This is a genomic window from Dyella thailandensis, assembly GCF_050749815.1.
Classification (GTDB): domain Bacteria; phylum Pseudomonadota; class Gammaproteobacteria; order Xanthomonadales; family Rhodanobacteraceae; genus Dyella_A.
The window spans coordinates 1,690,543-1,709,685 of the sequence record NZ_CP192735.1 but is presented as its reverse complement, the minus strand read 5'-3'; the positions used below and the strand labels follow the sequence as shown (position 1 = coordinate 1,709,685).

Sequence of the window (19,143 nt, the reverse complement as noted above, 5' to 3'; positions counted from 1 at the left end):
AGCGCTGACGCTTGCAATGAACGCCAGGCACCGACGCGCGATGCGTTCGGCATGGCTGCTGGCGGTCGCCCTAGCTTGTGCCATCCCGGCGCGCGCACAGGACTCGCCACCGGCCACCGAACTGTTGGCCCGCGCCGAGCGCGACCGGACCGCCGACAACCCCGCCTTTCGCGCCACGCTGGCGCAGCTGGACACCTCTGCCCGGCAGCTGACCGAGACGCAGCGGTGGCATCTGCGTTATCTGCATGCGTGGCAGCAGGATTTCAGCGGTGACATCGCGCGTGCGCAGCGCGCTTTGCGCGAGATCATCGCTAAGGCACCCGACCCGCTGATCCGGTTTCGTGCCCGCACCACCTTGCTCAACACCCTCGCGCTGACCCGGCATTACGAGAACGCCTATCGCGAGCTGGATCTGCTAATGCGCGAGATGCCCCAGGTGCGCGACGTGACGGCGCGCTTCCAGGCTCTGGGAGAGGCGGCGCAGTTGATGACGGCGGCGGGACAGTACGACCTGTCGATCCGTTACGTGGACCAGATGCTGGCACAGCTGCCGCCGGGCGAAGGCGCATGCCGCGCACGCGTCCACAGCGAACACGCCCGCTTCCGCCGCGGTGGGCTCGATGCCTCCGACCCAGGCCTTGCCGAGGTCATCCGCCTCTGCGGTGCGGAGGGGCAGCCGCTGTTTGCCAACTACCTGCGCGGCGACGTGGCAGCCATGCTGATTGCCGAGGGTGATGCGGCGGGCGCCATCGCCCTGTTGCGCGAGCACCTGCCCGAGGTGGAACGCTCCGGATACAAGCGGCAGATGGCGCAGTTCAAGGCCCTACTTGCGCAGGCGCTGCTGGCAAGGCAGCAATGGGCCGCGGCGCGCGACAGCGCCCTGGAGGCAGTCACTGATGGGCGCGGGGATGGCATCAGCGAGCCGCTGACCATCGCCTACCGGGTGCTTTACGCGGTGGCGCACGAGGCGGGTGACGACGCCTCGGCGCTGGCCTGGTACCAGAAATACAGCGAGGCTGAGCGCGCCCACCTCGATGACGCCAGCGCGCAGGCGCAGGCCTATCAGGGCGTTCACTTGCGACTGGCCGAGCGCCGCCGCGAGGCGGAAGCCCTGGCTAGCCGCAACCGTATCCTGCAGTTGCAGCAGTCACTGGATCGCAAGGCCATGCAGGCCGGAGGGCTGCTGATTGCGCTGCTGCTCACGCTGCTGGCTTCGGTCGCGTTCCTGGCCGTTCGCCTCAAGCGCTCGCAGCGGCGCTTCATGAAGCTGGCTCGGCACGACGGTCTTACCGGTATCTTCAATCGCCAGCACTTCGTGGAGCGTGCGCAGGCGATCCTCGCCGCCGCTGCGACCACCCACGAACCGGCCTGTCTGATCGTGTTCGATCTGGATCACTTCAAGCAGATCAACGACGCGCACGGCCATCTCGTCGGCGACCGCGTACTGCGTCGCACGGTGGATGTATGCGCACGGCAACTGCGGACGGGTGACATCTTCGGGCGCCTGGGCGGCGAGGAGTTCGCCATGCTGTTGCCCGGCAGCTGTGTCGAGGACATTGCCGTGCGCGCCGAAGCGTTGCGGGTCGCGATCGCCAGTGCCGGCGGTGCCCGCGATCTGCGCGACGTGCGGGTGTCGGCGAGCCTGGGCGTCGCCGGTACGCGCGACGCTGGTCACGACCTGCGCCAGCTGATGGCCGATGCCGACGATGCCATGTACCGGGCCAAGCGCGCCGGCCGCAATCGGGTAGTCGTTGCCCGACCGGTCTGCGACGAACCCGAGTCGGCCTGAGTGTCCACCCATCGCGGTGCCATGCGGGGTGCGCCGCTCTGGCAGAATCGACCGACCATCGGTCCCATCGAGGTCATCGCATGTCCCGTGCCGAAGACGCGCCGGTCCAGTCCCCGCGCCGCGTGCTGTTTGCCAGCCTGATCGGCACCACCATCGAGTTCTTCGATTTCTACATCTACGCCACGGCGGCGGTGCTGGTGTTTCCGGCGCTGTTCTTCCCCTCGTCGGACGCCACCTCGGCGACGCTGCAATCGTTGGCCACGTTTGCGCTGGCGTTCTTCGCGCGGCCCGTGGGCTCGGCCGTGTTCGGGCACTTCGGCGACCGCATCGGGCGCAAGGCCACGCTGGTGGCGGCATTGCTCACGATGGGTCTCTCCACCGTGGTCATCGGCCTGCTGCCCACCTATGCGCGCATCGGCGTGGCGGCGCCGGCGCTGCTCGCGCTGTGCCGCTTCGGTCAGGGGCTCGGGCTGGGCGGCGAGTGGGGCGGGGCGGTGCTGTTGGCGATCGAGAACGCGCCGGCGGGGCGGCGGGCCTGGTACGGCATGTTTCCGCAGCTGGGTGCGCCGATCGGCTTCTTCCTTTCCACCGGGTTGTTTCTGGGTCTGACACGCGGCATCGGTGAGGCCGCCTTTCTCGCCTGGGGCTGGCGCGTGCCGTTTCTCGCCAGTGCGGTGCTGGTGGGCGTGGGCTTGTGGATGCGCCTGCGGTTGCACGAGACGCCGGCGTTCGCGCGGGCCATGGCCAAGCACGAGCGCGTGCGCTTGCCGATGCTGGTGGTGGTGACACGCCACACGCGCGCGCTGGTCGCGGGCACGTTCGTGGCACTGGCGACGTTTGTGCTGTTCTACCTGATGACGGTGTTCAGCCTGAGCTGGGCCACCAGCCGGCTCGGCTACGCACGCGAGGAGTTCCTGCTGCTGCAGATGGTGGGCGTGCTGTTCTTCGCCGCCACCATCCCGTTGTCGGCCTGGCTGGCGGATCGCTACGGCGCGCGTTTCATGATGGTGCTGTCGACCGTGCTCATCCTCGGCTTCGGCCTGGTGTTCGCGCCGCTTTTTGCCGCCGGCAGCGCGGCTGCCGTGCTGGTGTTCCTATCGCTCGGGCTGGGCGTGATGGGGCTGACCTACGGTCCGCTGGGTACCGTGCTGGCGCGGTTGTTTCCGGTGCCGGTGCGCTACACCGGCGCGTCGCTGGCCTTCAACATGGCCGGCATCTTCGGCGCGTCGTTGGCGCCGTATCTGGCGACCTGGCTGGCGGCGCGCCATGGGCTGGCGTCCGTGGGCTTCTATCTGGCCGGTGCGGCCGCGCTCACCTTGCTGGCGTTGGCGGCGATGCCCCGGGTTCAGGCCGATGGCGAGGGCTGAGCCCTGGCAGACTAAAGTCTGGTTCGGGCCGGTCGCTATCCCTGCGTGAACAGCATTTTTCATCCTGCGCTACTTCGGTGCCCTGGCCAGACTGCGGCCAGCGGCGCGGACGTGCGCGCACGTCAATCATGATGAATCTCTCCGTCCTGCCGGATCTGCTTGCCATCGGCGGGCTGGTGACGGTGTTCGCTTCGCTGGTGCGGCGAACCCAGCAGACGCGGTTGCGCTATTGGCTGGTGGGCTGGGTGATGATCCTGGTCCACATCGCGGCGCAGCTGGTCTATCTCAACGCCACCACCTGGGCCGACGCGGGTGAGGCGGTGTCGCTGTCGATGCTGCTGCTCACCAGTGTCGCCTTCATCTGGGCAGGGCAGGATCGTCATTCGGGTTGGGCCACCGGGTTCGCTTGGACCCTGCTGGTGGCCTCGCCGGACGTGCTGTTCGTGGTGCTGCTGGCGTGCGGCGTCACCGACCGCACCTCATTCCTGGCCCTGAGTGTGGTGGCCGCCGCCGCGGCACTGTGGCTGTTCCATATCGATCGCCGTCACGCGCGGCAGCGCGAACGCTGGCCGCTGGCCGCGGCCATCCTCGCCGCCTATGCGATCCAGGCGGCGCTGGTGCAGGCCGCCGCGTTGGAGCAGGCGCTGATCTGGATGCTGTTCTGGCACTACCTGCTGGTGGCCTGGTTCTTCTGGCGTGGAGCGGCCCGCACGAGCCTGGGCGTGCTGTTCACCACGGCCAGCTTCGTGGCGTGGGCGTCGGTGTTTCCGGTGGCGTATGCGCTGGATCGTTGGTTGCCCGGGCTGCGCATTCCCGACGAGTCCTGGAATCTGCCCAAGTTCCTGGTGGCCACCGGCATGATCTTTACCGTGCTGGAAGAGCAGCTCGGCGAAGCCAAGCACGATGCCATGCACGACGCTCTCACCGGGCTGCCGAACCGGCGGCTGTTTGCACGGCGGCTGGACGCGGCCCTGGTGCGGGCGCGCGAGCGACGCGGGCGGGTGGCGGTGCTGGTAATCGACATGGATGACTTCAAACAGGTCAACGATACGCGCGGCCACGCCACCGGCGACGCGCTGCTGATAGCTGCCGCCGAACGGCTGCAAGCGCGTCTGCGTGGCACCGACACGCTCGCCCGGCTCGGTGGCGATGAATTCGCCGCCATCCTTCCCGATGCGGACAGCCGAGAGGCAATCGCCGCCCTGGTGGAGAAGCTGCAGGCCACCTTGCGCCATGGGCTGGAGGTGCAGGGCGAGCGCATCGCCGTCCACGCCAGCATCGGCGTGGCGTTCTACCCGGATGACGGCCCGGACGAGGCCTGCCTCTACGCCGCCGCCGACCGTGCCATGTACGCCCACAAGCAGGGCGCACGCGAGCTGCGCGCGGACTGACGCGCTTGAGTTGTGCGGTGTCCGACATCATCTTGCGCTGACAGGGTCAGAGATTTCCGGTCGCCCGCGAGGCGTTCCGGAAGCTGCGAGACGGAGGCAGGCCATGGCAACCGGTTGGGCCGGCGACGGCGCCGTGCAGGACCAGATCGACGCGACGGTGAGCGATGCCGTGCAGCGGGCGCGCCAGCAATTGCGGCAGGGCCCCGGTCTGGAACGCTGCGAAGAATGTGATGCACCGATTCCCGCCGCGCGGCGCAAGGCCGTGCCCGGCGTGCGGCTGTGCGTAACCTGCCAGGCGGCGATCGACGCCGACCAGCGCGCCGCCGGCCTGTACAACCGGCGCGGCAGCAAAGACAGCCAGCTGCGCTGAGGCCTCTCGGGCCGGGCGCCCGCTCTCCCTTCCTGGTCGCCACGGCATATTGCACCGCGCATTTACGGCAGGGCACGTAAACGTTTACATTCCCGCGGTCCCTGACTCGGGCGACGGTCTGCCGGCGCCCGCCACCCCGCGGAGAATCGATGAACTTCCAGCCCCGATCCGGCCTGCGCCCCCGTTCGCTGCTCCTGAGCGCCGCCATCGCGATGGCCGTTGCCGGCACTGCCGTCGCCGCCCCGGCCGGTGCGCCTGCGAAGGCCCCTCCGTCCAACGCCCAGCTGGCTTCGCCGCAGATCGAGCACAAGGTCGACGCCCTGCTGGCGAAGATGACCCTGGCCGAGAAGATCGGCCAGCTCATGCAGTACAACGACCAGGGATCCTCCGCCCCCACGGCGGCCGACTCCGGTGCGGCCATTGCGGTGAACCCGGAAACCCGCGATCACGTCGACGCCTACGACCTGGCGAAGAAGGGCGAGCTCGGCTCGATGCTCAACGTGATCGGCGCCGAAAAGACCCGCCGCTTCCAGGAGGCGGCGATGCACAGCCGGCTGGGTATCCCAATCCTGTTCGGCGCCGATGTCATCCACGGCTACCGCACCATCTACCCGGTGCCGCTGGGCCTGTCCGCCTCGTGGGATCCGCAGTTGGTCGAGGACGTCTCGCGCATGTCGGCGAGCGAAGCCACCACGGCCGGGGTGAAGTGGTTCTACTCGCCGATGGTGGACATCTCGCGCGACGCGCGCTGGGGTCGCTCCACCGAGGGCGCGGGCGAGGATGCCTACCTGGGCTCGGCGATGGCGCGCGCCTACATCCGCGGCTACCAGGGCAACGACCTGTCCAAGCCCGAAAGCGTGGCCGCCTCGGTCAAGCACTTTGCCGCCTACGGCGCGGCCGAAGCCGGCCGCGAATACAACACCACCGACATGTCCGACATCCGCCTGCGCCAGGTCTATCTGCCGCCGTACAAGGCCGCGGTGGAAGCGGGCGCGGCCACGATGATGAGCTCGTTCAACGCGCTCAACGGCGTGCCGGCCACCGCCGATCCGTACTTGATGGACGAGATCCTGCGCAAGGAGTGGGGCTTCGACGGCTTCGTAGTGAGCGACTACACCGCGATCATGGAACTGACGCACCACGGCATTGCGCTGGACGCCGCCACCGCGACGAAGAAGGCGCTGGAGGCCGGCGTGGAAGTGGACATGATGAGCCACTTCTACGACACCCAGATTCCGAAGCTGCTGAAGGAGGGCAAGCTCTCCATGGCCACCGTGGACGAGGCCGTGCGCCGTGTCTTGCGAGTGAAGTTCGCGCTGGGCCTGTTCGAGCATCCCTACGCGCGCGGCACCGAGGTGACCCAGGCGGTGGATGCGCACCGCCCGCTGGCGCGCCGCGCGGCCGAGGAGTCGTTCGTGCTGCTGAAGAACGGTGGCCACGGCCAGTCGCCGGTGCTGCCGCTGTCCGCCGGCGTGAAGAAGCTCGCCCTGATCGGCCCGCTCGCCGACGACGCCAGCGAGATGCAGGGCGCCTGGGGCGGCGCGCAGCACCTGCCCGACGTGGTGACGCTGCGCGGCGGCCTGGCCGCGCGCATGAAGAAGGTCGGTGGCGAGCTGCTGTACGCCAAGGGCACCGACGTGCTCACCGACTCGCAGGCCGGCTTCGCGGCGGCCAAACAGGCGGCCGCGCAGGCCGATGTTGTGGTGATGGCGCTGGGCGAGTCCTCCAGCATGAGCGGCGAGGCGGGTTCGCGCGCGCACCTGGACCTGCCGGGCAACCAGCAGCAGCTGCTGGAAGCCATCGTCGCCACCGGCAAGCCGGTGGTACTGCTGGTGTTCTCCGGCCGCCCGCTGGTGCTCGACTGGGCCGACCAGCACGTGGGCGCGATCATGGAAACCTGGTTCCCCGGCACCGAGGCCGGCAACGCGGTGGCCAATGTGCTGTTCGGTGATGTCGCTCCCAGCGGCAAGCTGACCATGAGCTTCCCGCGCGCGGTGGGCCAGGAGCCGCTGTACTACAACCAGTTCCCGACCGGCCGTCCGGCCGGTGACGCCGACCTGAGCAAGCCGCCGGCCGGCGACACGCGCTTCATCTCGCGCTACATCGACGTGCCCAACGACGCGCTGTATCCGTTCGGCTACGGCCTCAGCTACACCACGTTCGGCTACTCGGATGTCGCGGTGTCGCGCAAGCAGGTGCCGCTGGCCGAGGCCAATCGCGCCGATGCCAAGAGTTTGGTGACCGTCACCGCCACGGTGAAGAACACCGGAAAGCGCGCCGGCACCGAGGTGGTGCAGCTGTATGTGCGCAACCTCGGCGCCAGCGTGGAGCAGTCGGTGCGCAGCCTGCAGGGCTTCCAGCGGGTGACGCTGAAGGCGGGCGAGTCGAGGCAGGTGACCTTCCAGCTCGGTTTCCCAGAACTCTCGTTCTACAACGTGAAGAGCCAGCCGGTGGTCGAGCCCACGCACTACACCGTGTGGGTCGGCGGCAGCTCGCTGGCCAGCGGCCAGGCCGACTTCGACGTGGTGCCGTAATCCGCGACCCGAATGGTGGATGCCGTCGCTCGCGGCATCCGCCATGGATGCGGTATAGGCGCCCCCGGCGGTAGCGGCGGTGCCGATCGTCTTGGCCCATCCTTCGGCACTTCAGTGACATCCGGTGGCGCGGCTAGATTGCCGCGCACGTTCACTTGAGGGATTTGCCATGCGTCACAGGCACTGGCTGTCGACGGTCTGCACCGTCCTGTTGGGTTTTACCGGTGTCGCCGGGGCGACCGGCGCCAAGTCGCGCCCGGCCGAGGTGGTGGTGCTGGCCACCTTGCACCAGATGCACGCCCAGGTGCCGGGCTATTCGTTCGACCGCCTGCGCCAGGTGATCGAGCAGCTGCATCCGGATGTGCTGTGCCTGGAGGTGCGCGCCGACAAGCTTGCTGCCCGCGCGCCCGAACAGACCAAGCAGGAATACCCGAAGATGATCTACCCGCTGCTGGCGCGCGGACACTACACGGTGGTGGCGATGGAGCCGTCCGAGCCCGAGTACGGCGCGATCCTGCGCCCGTATGTGCAGGCCAACGCGGCCTTCCAGGCCTCCGGTGGGGCGGCGGTTGCTGCGCTGGCTGCCTACTCGGACGCCACCTATGCCGCGCTGAAAACCCACTGGCGCGATGCCGCGGCGGTGAATGACGCCACCACCGACGACATGCTGCGCGCGAAGCACGCCTTCCAGCAGGCGGCGATCGGTGCCGGCGAGCGCGAAGGTTGGGAGCGCTGGAACCGGCACTTTCTCACCGTGATCAAGCAGGCGGCCGCCGATCACCCGGGGCAGCGCATCGTGGTCACGGTGGGCGTGGAGCACGGTTACTGGTTGCGCCAGCACCTTGCCGAAGCGGCGGGGCTCCGCCTGCTCGATACCGCGGCGCTGCTCTCGTCGGCCCTCACGCAGCCGGATTGAGCTGCCACAGCGCCGCGTTGAGCAAGGTGGCGAAGCTCACCCACGCGACGTACGGCACCATCAGCCAGCCGGCGGCGCGATCGCGGCGGAAGAACGCCACGGTGGTCGCCACGATGAGTGCGAGCAGCACCACGATCTCCACCAGCGCCACCGCGAGCAGGTGCCGTCCGAAGAACAGCCACGACCACGCGGCGTTGAACGCCAGTTGCGCCAGCCATAGCCCGGTAGCTGCATCGATGCCGCGCTGGCGCCACGCGCGCCAGGCGGCGATGCCCATCAGCAGGTAGAGCACGCTCCACACGGGCGCGAACACGCTGTTGGGCGGATTGAACGAAGGCTTGGCCAGCCCCGCGTACCAGTCGCCGGGCAGGAACCGGCTGCCCACGAAGCCGGCGACGAACGCCAGCAGCACGAATCCCACGAGTGACATCCACTGGCGCATCGGTCGCTCCGTCGCATGAAGGCGGTCGAGGCTAGCGGTGAGGCGGGGTGGTCACAAGCGCCGCCGCGTGAATGACTCGATCAGGGCGATACCTGTAGACATCGTTGTCAATCAATGCGCTGAAGTGCATCTGGCAGGGCGCGTAGTGAGCCGCCCCTGGCACGCGGGGCGACCGCACGAGAGATCACCGTCCACCGGCATGCTCTTTGTCCAAGTCCATTTCTATTAGGCCTTTATGTGCGGTCGCACCAATCAGGCGACCCGTCACAGTTTGGAAAAATTCGCATAGACAACGTTGTCATCAAAGGCTTACCAATGGACGCTTGGCGGTATCCATAAGCGGTAGCTGCAGGGATGCACCGGCGACGTCATCCCCACCGGCCGACAGGACGCGGCCGCGACAACGCCCGACAACCACCCGTAGCGATGTATCCATCAGGAGAACGTCCCAATGAATGTGAAGCGATCGGTTTCGTGGTCCCGTCTGGCGCTCGGCGTGCTGGGCAGTCTCGGCGGCTCGGTGATGTCGGCCGGGTTGTTGTCGGCCGTGCCGGCCACCGTGCATGCGCAGACGGCGGCCACCTGCGCGGCCGCGTGGAGCGCCGGAACGGCGTACTCCGGCGGCGCCGTGGCCAGTGAGAACGGCGTCAATTATCTGGCCAACTGGTGGACCCAGGGCGATGACCCGGCGACCCACAGCGGCCCCACCGGCTCGGGTCAGCCGTGGACGTCGCAGGGCGCTTGCGGCGGCTCCGGTGGCGGCAGCGGCGGTGGCACCGGAGGCGGTGGTTCGGGCGGCGGTTCCGGCTCCAGCTGCGCGGTTGCCTGGAGCGCCGGCACGGTCTACACGGGCGGGCAGACGGCCAGCGAGAACGGTGTGAACTACGTGGCCAACTGGTGGACCCAAGGCGACGATCCGGCCACCCACAACGGCCCCACCGGTTCGGCGCAGCCGTGGACGGCCCAGGGCAGCTGCGATGGTTCGGGCACGGGTGGCGGTGGCACGGGCGGCGGTGGCACCGGCGGCGGTGGTACGGGTAATCCGCCGCCAGCGCCGGACAGCCTGCTGTTCAGTCCGTACAAGGACGTCACCATCAACATGGACTGGAACACCAACACCATGCGCACCGCGGCCGCCACCGGCTCGCCGATTCCGGTGGTGGGCAGCAACAGTCTGGTGTCGAACTACGTGCCCAACCTCGGCGCGATCACCCTGGCGTTCGCCTCGGGCGAGTGCGGCAGCGAAAGCTGGGGCGGCATTCCCGGCGCGAACTTCGCCAGCGCCAACGTGCAGGCGCTGGCCGATGCGGGGGTGAACTACGTGGTATCCACCGGAGGCCAGGCAGGCAGCTTTACCTGCGGCTCGACGGCGGGCATGGCGCAGTTCATCAGCCGCTACAACAGCGCGCATCTGGTGGGCGTGGACTTCGACATAGAGGGCGGCCAGACCCAGACCCAGATCAACAACCTCGTCGCCGGCGCGGTCTACGCGCAGGGCCTGTACCCGAACCTGCGCTTCTCCTTCACGCTGGCCACGCTGGCCGCGTCCGACGGCAGCTACGGCGGCCTCAACAGCGTGGGCGACATGGTGGTGCGCGCGGTGCTGGCGTCCTCGCTGCAGCACTACACCATCAACCTGATGGTGATGGACTTCGGCGGCCCCAGCGCCGGCGTGTGCGTGGTGTCCGGCGGCGTGTGCGACATGGGGCAGTCGGCGATCCAGGCGGTGACCAACCTGCAGCACACCTATGGCGTACCGGCCAGCCACATCGAGCTCACCCCGATGATTGGCCTCAACGACGTCACCAGCGAAACCTTCACCGCGGCCAACGTCGATACCGTCACCGCCTATGCGGTGAACGCGGGCCTGGTGGGCGTGCACTTCTGGTCGCTGGATCGCGACACGCCGTGCGCCGGCGGCAGTACCGGCTACGCCTCGCCGGTGTGCAACTCGATCGACGGCACCACCTCGCTGGAATACACCCAGCGCTTCCTGCACGACCTGGGCCGTTGATCCGCTGACGGCATCACCCGCGCACGCCCGGCCCGCTGGTCGGGCGTGCTTGAAGGTACTTAGACCAAGGCCGTGTCGACAGCCGGCCGGCGTGCTCGCTAGCGTGGACGCATGCCATCTGCGCGCTCGGCCATGAGCCATCCCCGTTCTGCCCCTGCGCGCGCCGATGCCGGCTTCTACGCGCTGCTCGTTGGCGCCACCTTCCTCATGGGCTCGAGCTTCATCGCCGGCAAGATCCTGCTCGGCCACGGCGTGCCGGCGATCCTGCTGGTGGGCTGGCGGTTCCTGGTGGCGTCGCTCGCCACGCTGCCGCTGCTGACGATGGCGCGCGTACCGCTGCGTGCGCAGCTGTGGCCTGCGGCGATGGCGCCGCGGCAGGCGTGGACGGTCGCGCTGATCGGGCTGCTGCAGACGGCGGCGGTGATGGGTTTGCTGTTCGTGGGCATGCGCAGCATCCCGGCCGCCGCGGCGGCGATCCTGCTCTTCAGCAATCCGATCTGGGTCGCCTTGCTGGGGCGGCTGTTCCTGCACGAATCGCTGGGGCCGGCGCGCGTGGCGGGACTGCTGCTGGGCATGCTCGGCGTGGCGCTGGCGATCGGGCCTGGCGCGTTGCTGACGGGGCAGCACGATGCCCTGTTCGGCGAGCTGTGTTGCCTGGCCTCGGCGGTGTGCTGGGCGATCGCGACCACCCTCAACAAGCGCGCCGCGTTGCCGATCGGCGGCCTGGCGCTCAATTTCTGGCAGATGCTGATCGGCGCACTGGTGCTGCTGGCATTGGCCTATGCGGGCGGAGAGCGCTGGCCACCCGGCATCGGCGCCCGCGAGTGGCTGTGGTTCGCGTGGCTGGCGCTGCCGGCATCTACCGGATCGTTCGGGCTGTGGTTTGTGGCGCTGCGTCGCGGCGGCGCCACCCACGCCAGCGGCTGGCTGTTCCTGGCGCCGCTGTTCGCGGTGCTGCTGTCGGTCGCGGTACTGCACACGGCACTGTCGCCGCTGCAACTGGCCGGCGGTGCGCTTATCGGTGCGGACTTGTGGCTGGTGAACCGGACGCGGGCGTGACCGGCATCTCGCGCCAGGCGGCGAGCCGGGCGCGCAGCCAGTGCGCCGAGGTTTCCACATGGCCGTCGGCGAAGCGGATCGTGTACGGCTTGCCCGACATGGACGAACCGGTGGCGCACAGCCGGATGAAGTCATCGGCCGTGTGCACCCGGCTCCCCGCGTAACGTCGCTTGAGCTCAAGATGGTGCACAGCGGCACTGGCGTCGTAGCTGCTGCCGTTGCGGATGAATTGCGCGCCGTGCAGCTGGGCGACCGACTGGATCAGGTAATCGATCTTGCGCTGCTCGATGGCGGGAGCGTGCTGCGCCATGGCGTTGAACGTGGCGAACATCAGCAGCGCCATCCAGGCGAGCCGCAACAGGCGCCTCACAGCAGGCTCTCTACCGGCAGCAGCTTGATCAGTCCCACCTCGGCCTTGCGGCCGGCAGTGGCGTCCGGATCGCTGTCGTGGGTAACCAGCTGGCCGCCCTCGTCTCCCTGCCAGCGCAACCCGGCATCGGCGGCCGGCTTGGTCGGGTCGAGCATCACGCGCCAGGCGCTGGTGGGGCGGCTGGCATCGTCGAAGTAGCGCTCCACCGCTTCGGCCAGCGGCGCGTTGTCGACGATGATGCCCATCTCGGTGTTGAGCAGCTTGGAGCGCTCGTCCATGTTCATCGAGCCGATGAACACCTCGTGCGCATCCACCACGATCGCCTTGGCGTGCAGGCTCACCCCGGAGGATTTGCCCGCATCGGTGGCCGGCTGTTTCGCGCCCGGCGCGGGGCGCAGCTCGTACAGCTGCACGCCGCCACGCAGCAGCGGCAGCCGGTAGCGCGAGTAGCCGGCATGCACGGCCGGCTCGTCGGTGGAAGCCAGCGAGTTGGTGAGCACCTGCACGCGCACGCCGCGCTTGGCCAGGCCGGTGAGGAACGCGGTGCCGTCGTCGCCGGGGATGAAGTACGGCGAGATCATCTGCACGTGGTGCTGAGCGCCGTCGAGCATCGCCTTGATGTCCGGGCCGATGCGCAGGCTGGGATCGTCCCCGTCGGCGTCGATCTTGGCCGGCTGGTCGGCGACCAGGGTGGCGTGGCCCCAGAACCACTTGCCAGGCCGGTCGCCGGAGGGCCCGTGCGGCAGCTGCTCCAGCGTGGCCTGGGCGTAGTCGCTCTGCGCGAACTGCCGCGCATCGTGGGCCAGCTGCTGGCGCAAGGTGGCCAGTTCCAGATGACCGGGATGCTTGCCGCTGAACGCCTTCACCGGATAGGCCGCATCGCAGTTCCAGTACTCGTCGAACGCCTGCGAGGCCTGGCGCACCACCGGGCCGATCGCGATCAGGTCCAGGTCGCGGAAGTGCGTGCTTTCGCCGGCGTCGAAATAGTCGTCGCCGATGTTGCGCCCGCCCACGATCGCTACCGTGTTGTCCGCGATGAACGACTTGTTGTGCATGCGGTGGTTCAGGCGGCTGCCGTCGAGCACGAACTGCGTGGCCTTCACCAACCCGGAACGCGCACGGGTGCCGAACGGGTTGAACAGGCGCACCTCGATGTTGGGATGCGAGTCCAGCGCGTCGAGCATGTCGAGCTGCTTGTCGATGTTGATGTCGTCCAGCAGCAAGCGCACGCGCACGCCGCGATCGGCCGCCGCCAGCAGGCGCTGCGCCACCAGGCGGCCGGTCGCATCGTTGGCGAAGATGTAGTACTGCAGATCCAGCGTGTGCTTGGCATGGTCGGCCAGCGTCACGCGGCTCATCAGCGCGTTGGTGCTGAAGGTCAGCAGGCGAAAGCCGGATTGCTCGTCGTGGCTGGCGACCTCGCGATGCACGTAGCGGGCGCTGGGTGTGTCCAGCTTCGGCGGCAGTGCCGTGGTCTGCGGCTTGGGGAAGTCCTTGCGCAGCGTGGCGCAGCCGCTCAGGGCGAGCATGGCGAGCAGGCCGGGGGCGAGATGGCGCCAGCGTGTGGACATGGACGGCTCCGATGGCGAGGGATGGCAGCCGGTGACGGTGCGCATCGGCATGTAGCGCTTTCGTGAAGGGTGGCCATCCCTCCAGCCGGGGCAGCGTTTATGCTGCGCATTCCCCCCGCGTCGAGCCGGCGCGGCGACTGTCCATCTTCCACAACGGAGCGCGAACGACGATGCGCATACTGGTTCTCGGCGCCGGCGGTACCGGCGGCTATTTCGGCGGGCGGTTGGCCCAGGCGGGCGTCGACGTCACCTTTCTGGTGCGCGAGGCGCGTGCGGCGCAGCTGGACCGCGACGGCCTGGTGATCCGCAGTCCGCTTGGCGACGCGCAGTTTCCGGTGGCGCACGTGGTGGCCGCCGAGCTGGCCGAGCTGGCCGCCAGCCAACCGTTCGACCTGGTGCTGCTCAGTTGCAAGGCCTACGACCTGGACAGCTCGATCGATGCGATCGCCCCGGCGGTGGGCGAGCGCACCACCGTGCTGCCGATCCTCAACGGTCTGCGCCACTACGCCACGCTGGACGCGCGCTTCGGCGCGCCGCGGGTGCTGGGTGGGCTGTGCTTCATCAGCGCGATGAAGGGCGAGGGCGGCGAAGTGCTGCATCTGGGCAAGCCGGCTTCGGTCACCTTCGGCGAGCGTGAGGACACAGCGCCGAGCGCGCGCTGCGAGCAACTTGCCGCGGCGTTCGCGGCTGTAGGTGTCGATCGCCGCTACTCGCCGGATATCGCGCAGGATCTGTGGATCAAGTTCACCTTCCTCACCGCGTTGGCGGGCGCCACCTGCCTGATGCGCGCCAGCATCGGCACCATCGTGGCCGCCGAGGGCGGACGGGCTTTCATCGACGCGCTCTACGACGAGTGCGTGGCGGTGGCCGCCGCGGCCGGCCAGCCGATACCCGCCGAGGCGCAGGACAACGCGCGGCGCATGCTGACCCAGGCCGGCTCCACCGTCACCGCGTCGATGCTGCGCGACCTGGAATCGGGCCAGCGGATCGAGGGAGCACACATCGTGGGCGACATGCGCCAGCGCGCGCATGCGGCCGGGCTGGCGGCGCCGATGCTGGATCTGGCCTGGGTGCACCTGCAGGCGTATGAGGGGCGAAGCGCCGGCTGAGGGCTGAGTGCGGCAGCCGCTTATACTTGCGCGCCCACTGGCCGAGTCGCCGCGATGTCCGATCTTCCCGCCTGTCCGCGTTGCGGCATGGAAAACACCTACCCCGATGGCGCCAGCTGGATCTGTCCGGACTGCGCCCATGAGTGGCCGATGCATGCCGAGGGCCCGGCGGACGAGGACGCCGTGCTGGTGCGTGACGTCAACGGCCAGCGGTTGAGCGACGGCGACACCGTGCTGGTGATCAAGGACCTCAAGGTGAAGGGCTCCTCGATCCCGCTCAAGCAGGGCACGGTGATCCGCAACATCCGCCTGGTCGACGGCGACGCCGAACACATCGAAGGCAGCTCGGACAAGATCAAGGGCCTGGTGCTCAAGACCTGCTTTCTGCGCAGGGCCTAAGCCCACGGCGCGAGCGCGACGTTCAGAGCATCCGGCGCAGGGTGTTGTCGCGTTTCACCAGGTGGTGCCACAGCGCCGCCGCCACGTGCAGGCCGATCACCCAGTAGAAGATCTCGCCGAGCGATTCGTGCAGCTCCTCCACCACTTCCCGCGCGCCCGGATTGGCCTGCACCAGCATCGGCAGCGCCGTGCCCGACCAGGGCAGGGTGACCGGTTGGCCGGCGTAGTTCACTGCCAGGATGCCCAGGATCGGCTCGACCAGCAGAAACAGATACAGCGCCAGGTGCGTGACGCGCGCGGCCAGCGTGCTCAGCCGATCCGGCGGCGGCACGATCGGTGGCCGATGGCCGCGCGCCATGGCTACGACGCGGATGACCAGCAGAGCCAGCACCGCCAGTCCGGCCAGGTAGTGGCTCTGCATGGCCAGTCCGGGCGAGCCGCCCCCATCGTCATCCTCGCTCAGCTCCACCAGCAGGTATGCCGCCACGATGGCCAGCACGGTCAGCCAGTGGGCCAACCGCACGGCGATGGAATAACGGCTGCGCGTGGGAGCGGTCACGATGTGCGCGCCGACGCTCAAGGCTTGGGCCGCGGCGTGGTGGTGACGCTCGCGGGCAGCACCGGCAGCGTGACCTGCGGCTGGTCGCCGGTGAGGCTGCCGAGGAAGTCGGTGATGCGATCGATCTCGGCATCGCTCAGCTGCGCGCCGAGCTGGCTGCTGCCCATCACCGCGACCGCCTGGCGCAGGTCCCACACCTTGCCGGAGTGGAAGTACGGCGGCGTCAGCGCCACGTTGCGCAGCGAGGGCACGCGGAACACGTAGGCATCGCTCACCGTCTTGGTCACCGCGAACCGGCCGCGATCATCCGGTGGCAGGATCTCCGCGCCGGGGCGTTCCACCACGCCGAACGGCGCGTACATGCCGCCGCCCACGTTGATGCCGCCATGGCACGCCGCGCAACCCTTGCCGACGAACAGCGCGAGCCCTTCGGTCTGGTTGGCGTCCAGCGCGGCGGCATTGCCCTTGAGGTAGCGGTCGAACGGCGCGTTGGGTGTGATCAGCGTCGCCTCGAACAGCGCGATGGCGCGGCGGATGTTGTCGAAAGTGATCGCCTCGCCGCGGCCGGGGAACGCCTTGGCGAAGGCCTGGACGTAACCCGGGATCGCGCGCAGTTGCTCTACCGCGTGCGCCTCGGTGGTGTCCATCTCCACCGGGTTGACCAGCGGCCCGCCGGCCTGCTGTTCGAGGTCCTTGGCCCGACCGTCCCAGAACTGGGCGACGTCGAACACCGCGTTGTACACCGTCGGCGCGTTGCGCCCGCCGCGCTGCCAGCGATGGCCGAGCGAGGTTTCCTGCAGGTCCACGCCGCCCATGCCGATCATGTGGCAGGAGTTGCAGCTGATCGCATGGCTCTCGGACAGGCGCGGGTCGAAGTACAGCATCTTGCCCAGCGCCACCCTTTCGGGCGTTGCCGGATTGCTCGGCAGCGCCGGAGGCGTTGCCGGGATTGGCTTGAACAGCTGCTGTGCCCGCTGCTGCAGATCGGTCTGCGACCACGCCGGCGCAGCCACCAGTGCGCTGAGTGAGAGTGATGCCAGGAGGTGGATCGGTCGCATGGCGCAGCTCCCGTATGGAGGTGGACGGATGGGAGGCGGGCGCTCAGTTGCCGCCGCTCTGGTCGCCGGTGCTGCGCTCGCGTTGCTCTTGCTCGGTCTGCGTGCGCGTCGGGTCGCCCTGGCCGGATGCCGACGGGGTGCCCTGCTGCGTGCGTTGCCGGGTTTCCTGTTCGGTCTGCGTGCGCTGCTGCTGCATCGCCGGACCTGGACCCATGCCGCCCGGCCCCATGCCACCGCGCGCGCCCGGCCCCGGCGGGCTGTCGGGCAGGCGCAGGCCGCGTTCCTGGGCGCGCTTCTGCATCTCCTGGTGATGCTGCGCGCGGAACGCCTCGCGCTCCTGCACGGTCTTGAGGCTGCGCATCTTGTTGCGATAAGTGTTGCGCTCGGCCGGGGTCATCAGCTGCGAGCCATAGATGGTGTCGCGGTCCTGCAGGCGGTCCTGGTCGTGCAGTCGATCGCGCTGCACGTCACCGCGCGCCGCACCGCCGCCGCCCTGGCGGCCTTGCTGATCGGCGGAAAAGGCGGGCGTGGATAGGCTGCAGGCGAAGGAAATGGCCGCGGCTACGGCAAGCAAGCTGGGGTGGCGCATGACGGGATCTCCGTGACGTGATGACGTGGTGGGTCGTCAGCGTCGCGCGGCCGATGGCCGGTGGTGTTGATCTTCGTCAACGCGCCGGCGGGTATGCCGGCGCCCGTCAGGCGTCGTTCGAAGGCGCCGTGGAGCTCATCAGCAGACGGTTGCCGCCACGGCGCTTGGCGGCATACATCGCATCGTCGGCCAGCTTGAGCAGGGCGTCGTCGCTCTCGCCGTGGTCCGGGTAGAGCGCAATGCCGATGCTTGCGGCGATCACCAGCGTATGGCCGTCCAGTTCGAAGGGTTGATGCAGCTCGCGGCGGATCTTCTCGGCGACCGCCAGGGCATCGTCGGGCTGGTTGATCCGCGGCAGCAGTACGGCGAATTCGTCGCCGCCCAGGCGGCCGACCGTATCCGATTCGCGCACGCAGCGGCTCAGGCGCTGGGCCGCCTCGCCCAGCAGGCGGTCGCCCGCGGCATGGCCCAGCTGGTCGTTGATTTCCTTGAAGCGGTCCAGGTCCAGATAGAGCAGGGCGACCCGTTCCAGGTCGCGGCGGGCCCGGGCCAGCGCAGTCTGCAGCCGGTCGCGGAACAGCGTGCGATTCGGCAGGTCGGTGAGATGGTCGAAGCGGGCCATGTGGTTGAGCTGCGCTTCGGTCTGCTTGCGCTCGATGGCCGCGGCGACCTGGGTCGACACGAACTGCAGCAACTGGGTGTCGTCGTCGTTGTAGGTGACGTCACCGGTGTAGCTCTGCACCACCAGCACGCCGATCACGCCGCGCTGGGCAATCAACGGAACGCCCAGCCACGCCAGCGGCGCATGGCCGATCGGGCGCATCGCCATGATCGCGCGCACGCTGTCGCTGGCGGTGGCGACGTCGTCCGAACGCAGCAGCAGCGGCTGACCGCTACGCACCACCTCGGCGCTCAGCGTGCCCGAGTCGAGCGGACGCGGCGCGGGCGCCGGATCGTGGTCGTCGACGAAGTAGGGGAAGCTCAGCTCGTCGTGCTCGGCGTCATAGAGCGCCACGAAGAAGTTCCGCGCCGGCAGCAGCCCCGCAATGATCTCGTGCACGCGCTGGAACAGCGCGTCCAGGTCGGCCGTGGTGTGGGCGGCTTCGGAAATCGCGTACAGCGCCGCCTGCATCGACTCGCTGCGCTTGCGCCCGGTGATGTCGCGCGCCACGGCCACACGCACGCCATCCTCGGGTGACCAGTGGGCGGTCCACATCAGGTCGACCACGCTGCCGTCCTTGCGCACGTAGCGATTTTCGAAATAGGTGGAGGCCTCGTCGTTCATCACCTGTCGCGCGTGCTCCAGCGTGCGCTCGCGATCCTCCGGGTGCATGAAATCGGCCATGTTGCGGCCGATCATCTCCTCAGGCCGATAACCGAAGATGCGCTCGCTGGCGGCACTGACGAAGACGATCGTTGCGTCGGCTCGCACCACGCAGATCGCATCGACCAGCAGGTCGATCACGTTGGCCAGCGGCAGGGAGTAGGTATCGGGGCTCATGGGCATGGGGTCGTGCGGGAACGCAGGAGACCAAGCACATTCCGTGCCGACCAGGCTCCGGGCCGACGCGCGAACCATGCGACGTGGCCGCAGCGGTTCCGGGTG

General features: G+C 68.8%; 17 protein-coding genes. 10 read left to right on the top strand and 7 right to left on the bottom strand.

Annotation, left to right across the window (positions count from 1 at the left end; genetic code table 11):
- Positions 1–40 precede the first annotated feature (40 nt).
- The 6 genes from ACQVBX_RS07960 (at position 41) to ACQVBX_RS07935 (ending at position 8,367) form a co-directional block, all read left to right on the top strand.
- Positions 41–1,789 (top strand): GGDEF domain-containing protein, encoded by a 1,749-nt coding sequence (locus ACQVBX_RS07960; protein ID WP_431637711.1) that lies wholly within the window; start codon positions 41–43, stop codon positions 1,787–1,789.
- An 80-nt stretch (positions 1,790–1,869) separates the two neighbouring features.
- Positions 1,870–3,156 carry an MFS transporter gene (locus ACQVBX_RS07955; protein WP_431637709.1) on the top strand — a complete coding sequence of 429 codons (1,287 nt, stop codon included), beginning with the start codon at positions 1,870–1,872 and terminating at the stop codon, positions 3,154–3,156.
- A gap of 128 nt (positions 3,157–3,284) precedes the next feature.
- On the top strand, positions 3,285–4,547 hold the full coding sequence (locus tag ACQVBX_RS07950; protein ID WP_431637707.1) for a diguanylate cyclase domain-containing protein: 1,263 nt from the start codon (positions 3,285–3,287) through the stop codon (positions 4,545–4,547).
- 103 nt (positions 4,548–4,650) lie between these two features.
- On the top strand, positions 4,651–4,917 hold the full coding sequence (locus ACQVBX_RS07945) for a DksA/TraR family C4-type zinc finger protein (protein WP_431637706.1): 267 nt from the start codon (positions 4,651–4,653) through the stop codon (positions 4,915–4,917).
- 149 nt (positions 4,918–5,066) lie between these two features.
- Positions 5,067–7,451: a glycoside hydrolase family 3 N-terminal domain-containing protein gene (locus tag ACQVBX_RS07940; RefSeq protein ID WP_431637705.1), complete on the top strand. Its 2,385-nt coding sequence runs from the start codon at positions 5,067–5,069 to the stop codon at positions 7,449–7,451.
- Positions 7,452–7,620: 169 nt separating this feature from the next.
- On the top strand, positions 7,621–8,367 hold the full coding sequence (locus ACQVBX_RS07935; protein ID WP_431637704.1) for a hypothetical protein: 747 nt from the start codon (positions 7,621–7,623) through the stop codon (positions 8,365–8,367).
- On the opposite strand, the gene ACQVBX_RS07930 is transcribed toward ACQVBX_RS07935, so the two are convergent.
- Positions 8,351–8,809, bottom strand: a complete 459-nt coding sequence (locus ACQVBX_RS07930) for a TspO/MBR family protein (RefSeq protein ID WP_431637703.1) — start codon at positions 8,807–8,809, stop codon at positions 8,351–8,353. The genes ACQVBX_RS07935 and ACQVBX_RS07930 overlap by 17 nt on opposite strands.
- A gap of 451 nt (positions 8,810–9,260) precedes the next feature.
- Here ACQVBX_RS07930 and ACQVBX_RS07925 point away from each other — a divergent pair, with 451 nt between their 5' ends.
- Both ACQVBX_RS07925 and ACQVBX_RS07920 read left to right on the top strand, forming a co-directional pair.
- Positions 9,261–10,823, top strand: a complete 1,563-nt coding sequence (locus ACQVBX_RS07925) for a carbohydrate-binding protein (protein ID WP_431637701.1) — start codon at positions 9,261–9,263, stop codon at positions 10,821–10,823.
- A gap of 132 nt (positions 10,824–10,955) precedes the next feature.
- Positions 10,956–11,882 carry a DMT family transporter gene (locus tag ACQVBX_RS07920; RefSeq protein WP_431637699.1) on the top strand — a complete coding sequence of 309 codons (927 nt, stop codon included), beginning with the start codon at positions 10,956–10,958 and terminating at the stop codon, positions 11,880–11,882.
- Here ACQVBX_RS07920 and ACQVBX_RS07915 read toward each other — a convergent pair.
- Together ACQVBX_RS07915 and ACQVBX_RS07910 are read right to left on the bottom strand one after the other, a co-directional pair.
- Complete coding sequence (locus ACQVBX_RS07915; RefSeq protein WP_431637698.1) at positions 11,839–12,252, bottom strand: DUF5329 family protein; 414 nt, start codon at positions 12,250–12,252, stop codon at positions 11,839–11,841. The two genes, ACQVBX_RS07920 and ACQVBX_RS07915, sit on opposite strands and share 44 nt — an antisense overlap.
- Entirely contained in the window at positions 12,249–13,823 is a 1,575-nt protein-coding gene (locus tag ACQVBX_RS07910) for a phospholipase D family protein (RefSeq protein ID WP_431637697.1), read from the bottom strand. Before ACQVBX_RS07910 ends, ACQVBX_RS07915 begins: the two co-directional genes overlap by 4 nt.
- A 170-nt stretch (positions 13,824–13,993) precedes the next feature.
- On the opposite strand from ACQVBX_RS07910, the gene panE reads away from it, so the two are divergent.
- Together panE and ACQVBX_RS07900 are read left to right on the top strand one after the other, a co-directional pair.
- Positions 13,994–14,932, top strand: coding sequence for a 2-dehydropantoate 2-reductase (gene panE / locus ACQVBX_RS07905; protein ID WP_431637695.1), 939 nt, complete (start codon positions 13,994–13,996; stop codon positions 14,930–14,932).
- Between the two features lie 54 nt (positions 14,933–14,986).
- The gene (locus tag ACQVBX_RS07900; protein WP_431637693.1) at positions 14,987–15,331 is read left to right on the top strand and encodes a zinc ribbon domain-containing protein YjdM; all 345 of its coding nucleotides are present in this window, start codon (positions 14,987–14,989) and stop codon (positions 15,329–15,331) included.
- Positions 15,332–15,353: 22 nt separating this feature from the next.
- Here the strand turns inward: ACQVBX_RS07900 and ACQVBX_RS07895 are convergent, their stop codons facing one another.
- The 4 genes from ACQVBX_RS07895 to ACQVBX_RS07880 all read right to left on the bottom strand — a co-directional run bounded on the left by ACQVBX_RS07895 (position 15,354) and on the right by ACQVBX_RS07880 (position 19,038).
- On the bottom strand, positions 15,354–15,890 hold the full coding sequence (locus ACQVBX_RS07895; RefSeq protein ID WP_431637691.1) for a cytochrome b: 537 nt from the start codon (positions 15,888–15,890) through the stop codon (positions 15,354–15,356).
- A gap of 17 nt (positions 15,891–15,907) precedes the next feature.
- Positions 15,908–16,948 (bottom strand): cytochrome-c peroxidase, encoded by a 1,041-nt coding sequence (locus ACQVBX_RS07890; RefSeq protein ID WP_431637690.1) that lies wholly within the window; start codon positions 16,946–16,948, stop codon positions 15,908–15,910.
- A 43-nt stretch (positions 16,949–16,991) separates the two neighbouring features.
- Entirely contained in the window at positions 16,992–17,537 is a 546-nt protein-coding gene (locus ACQVBX_RS07885; RefSeq protein WP_431637688.1) for a hypothetical protein, read from the bottom strand.
- Between the two features lie 106 nt (positions 17,538–17,643).
- Positions 17,644–19,038: a diguanylate cyclase domain-containing protein gene (locus ACQVBX_RS07880; protein WP_431637686.1), complete on the bottom strand. Its 1,395-nt coding sequence runs from the start codon at positions 19,036–19,038 to the stop codon at positions 17,644–17,646.
- Positions 19,039–19,143: the final 105 nt, after the last annotated feature.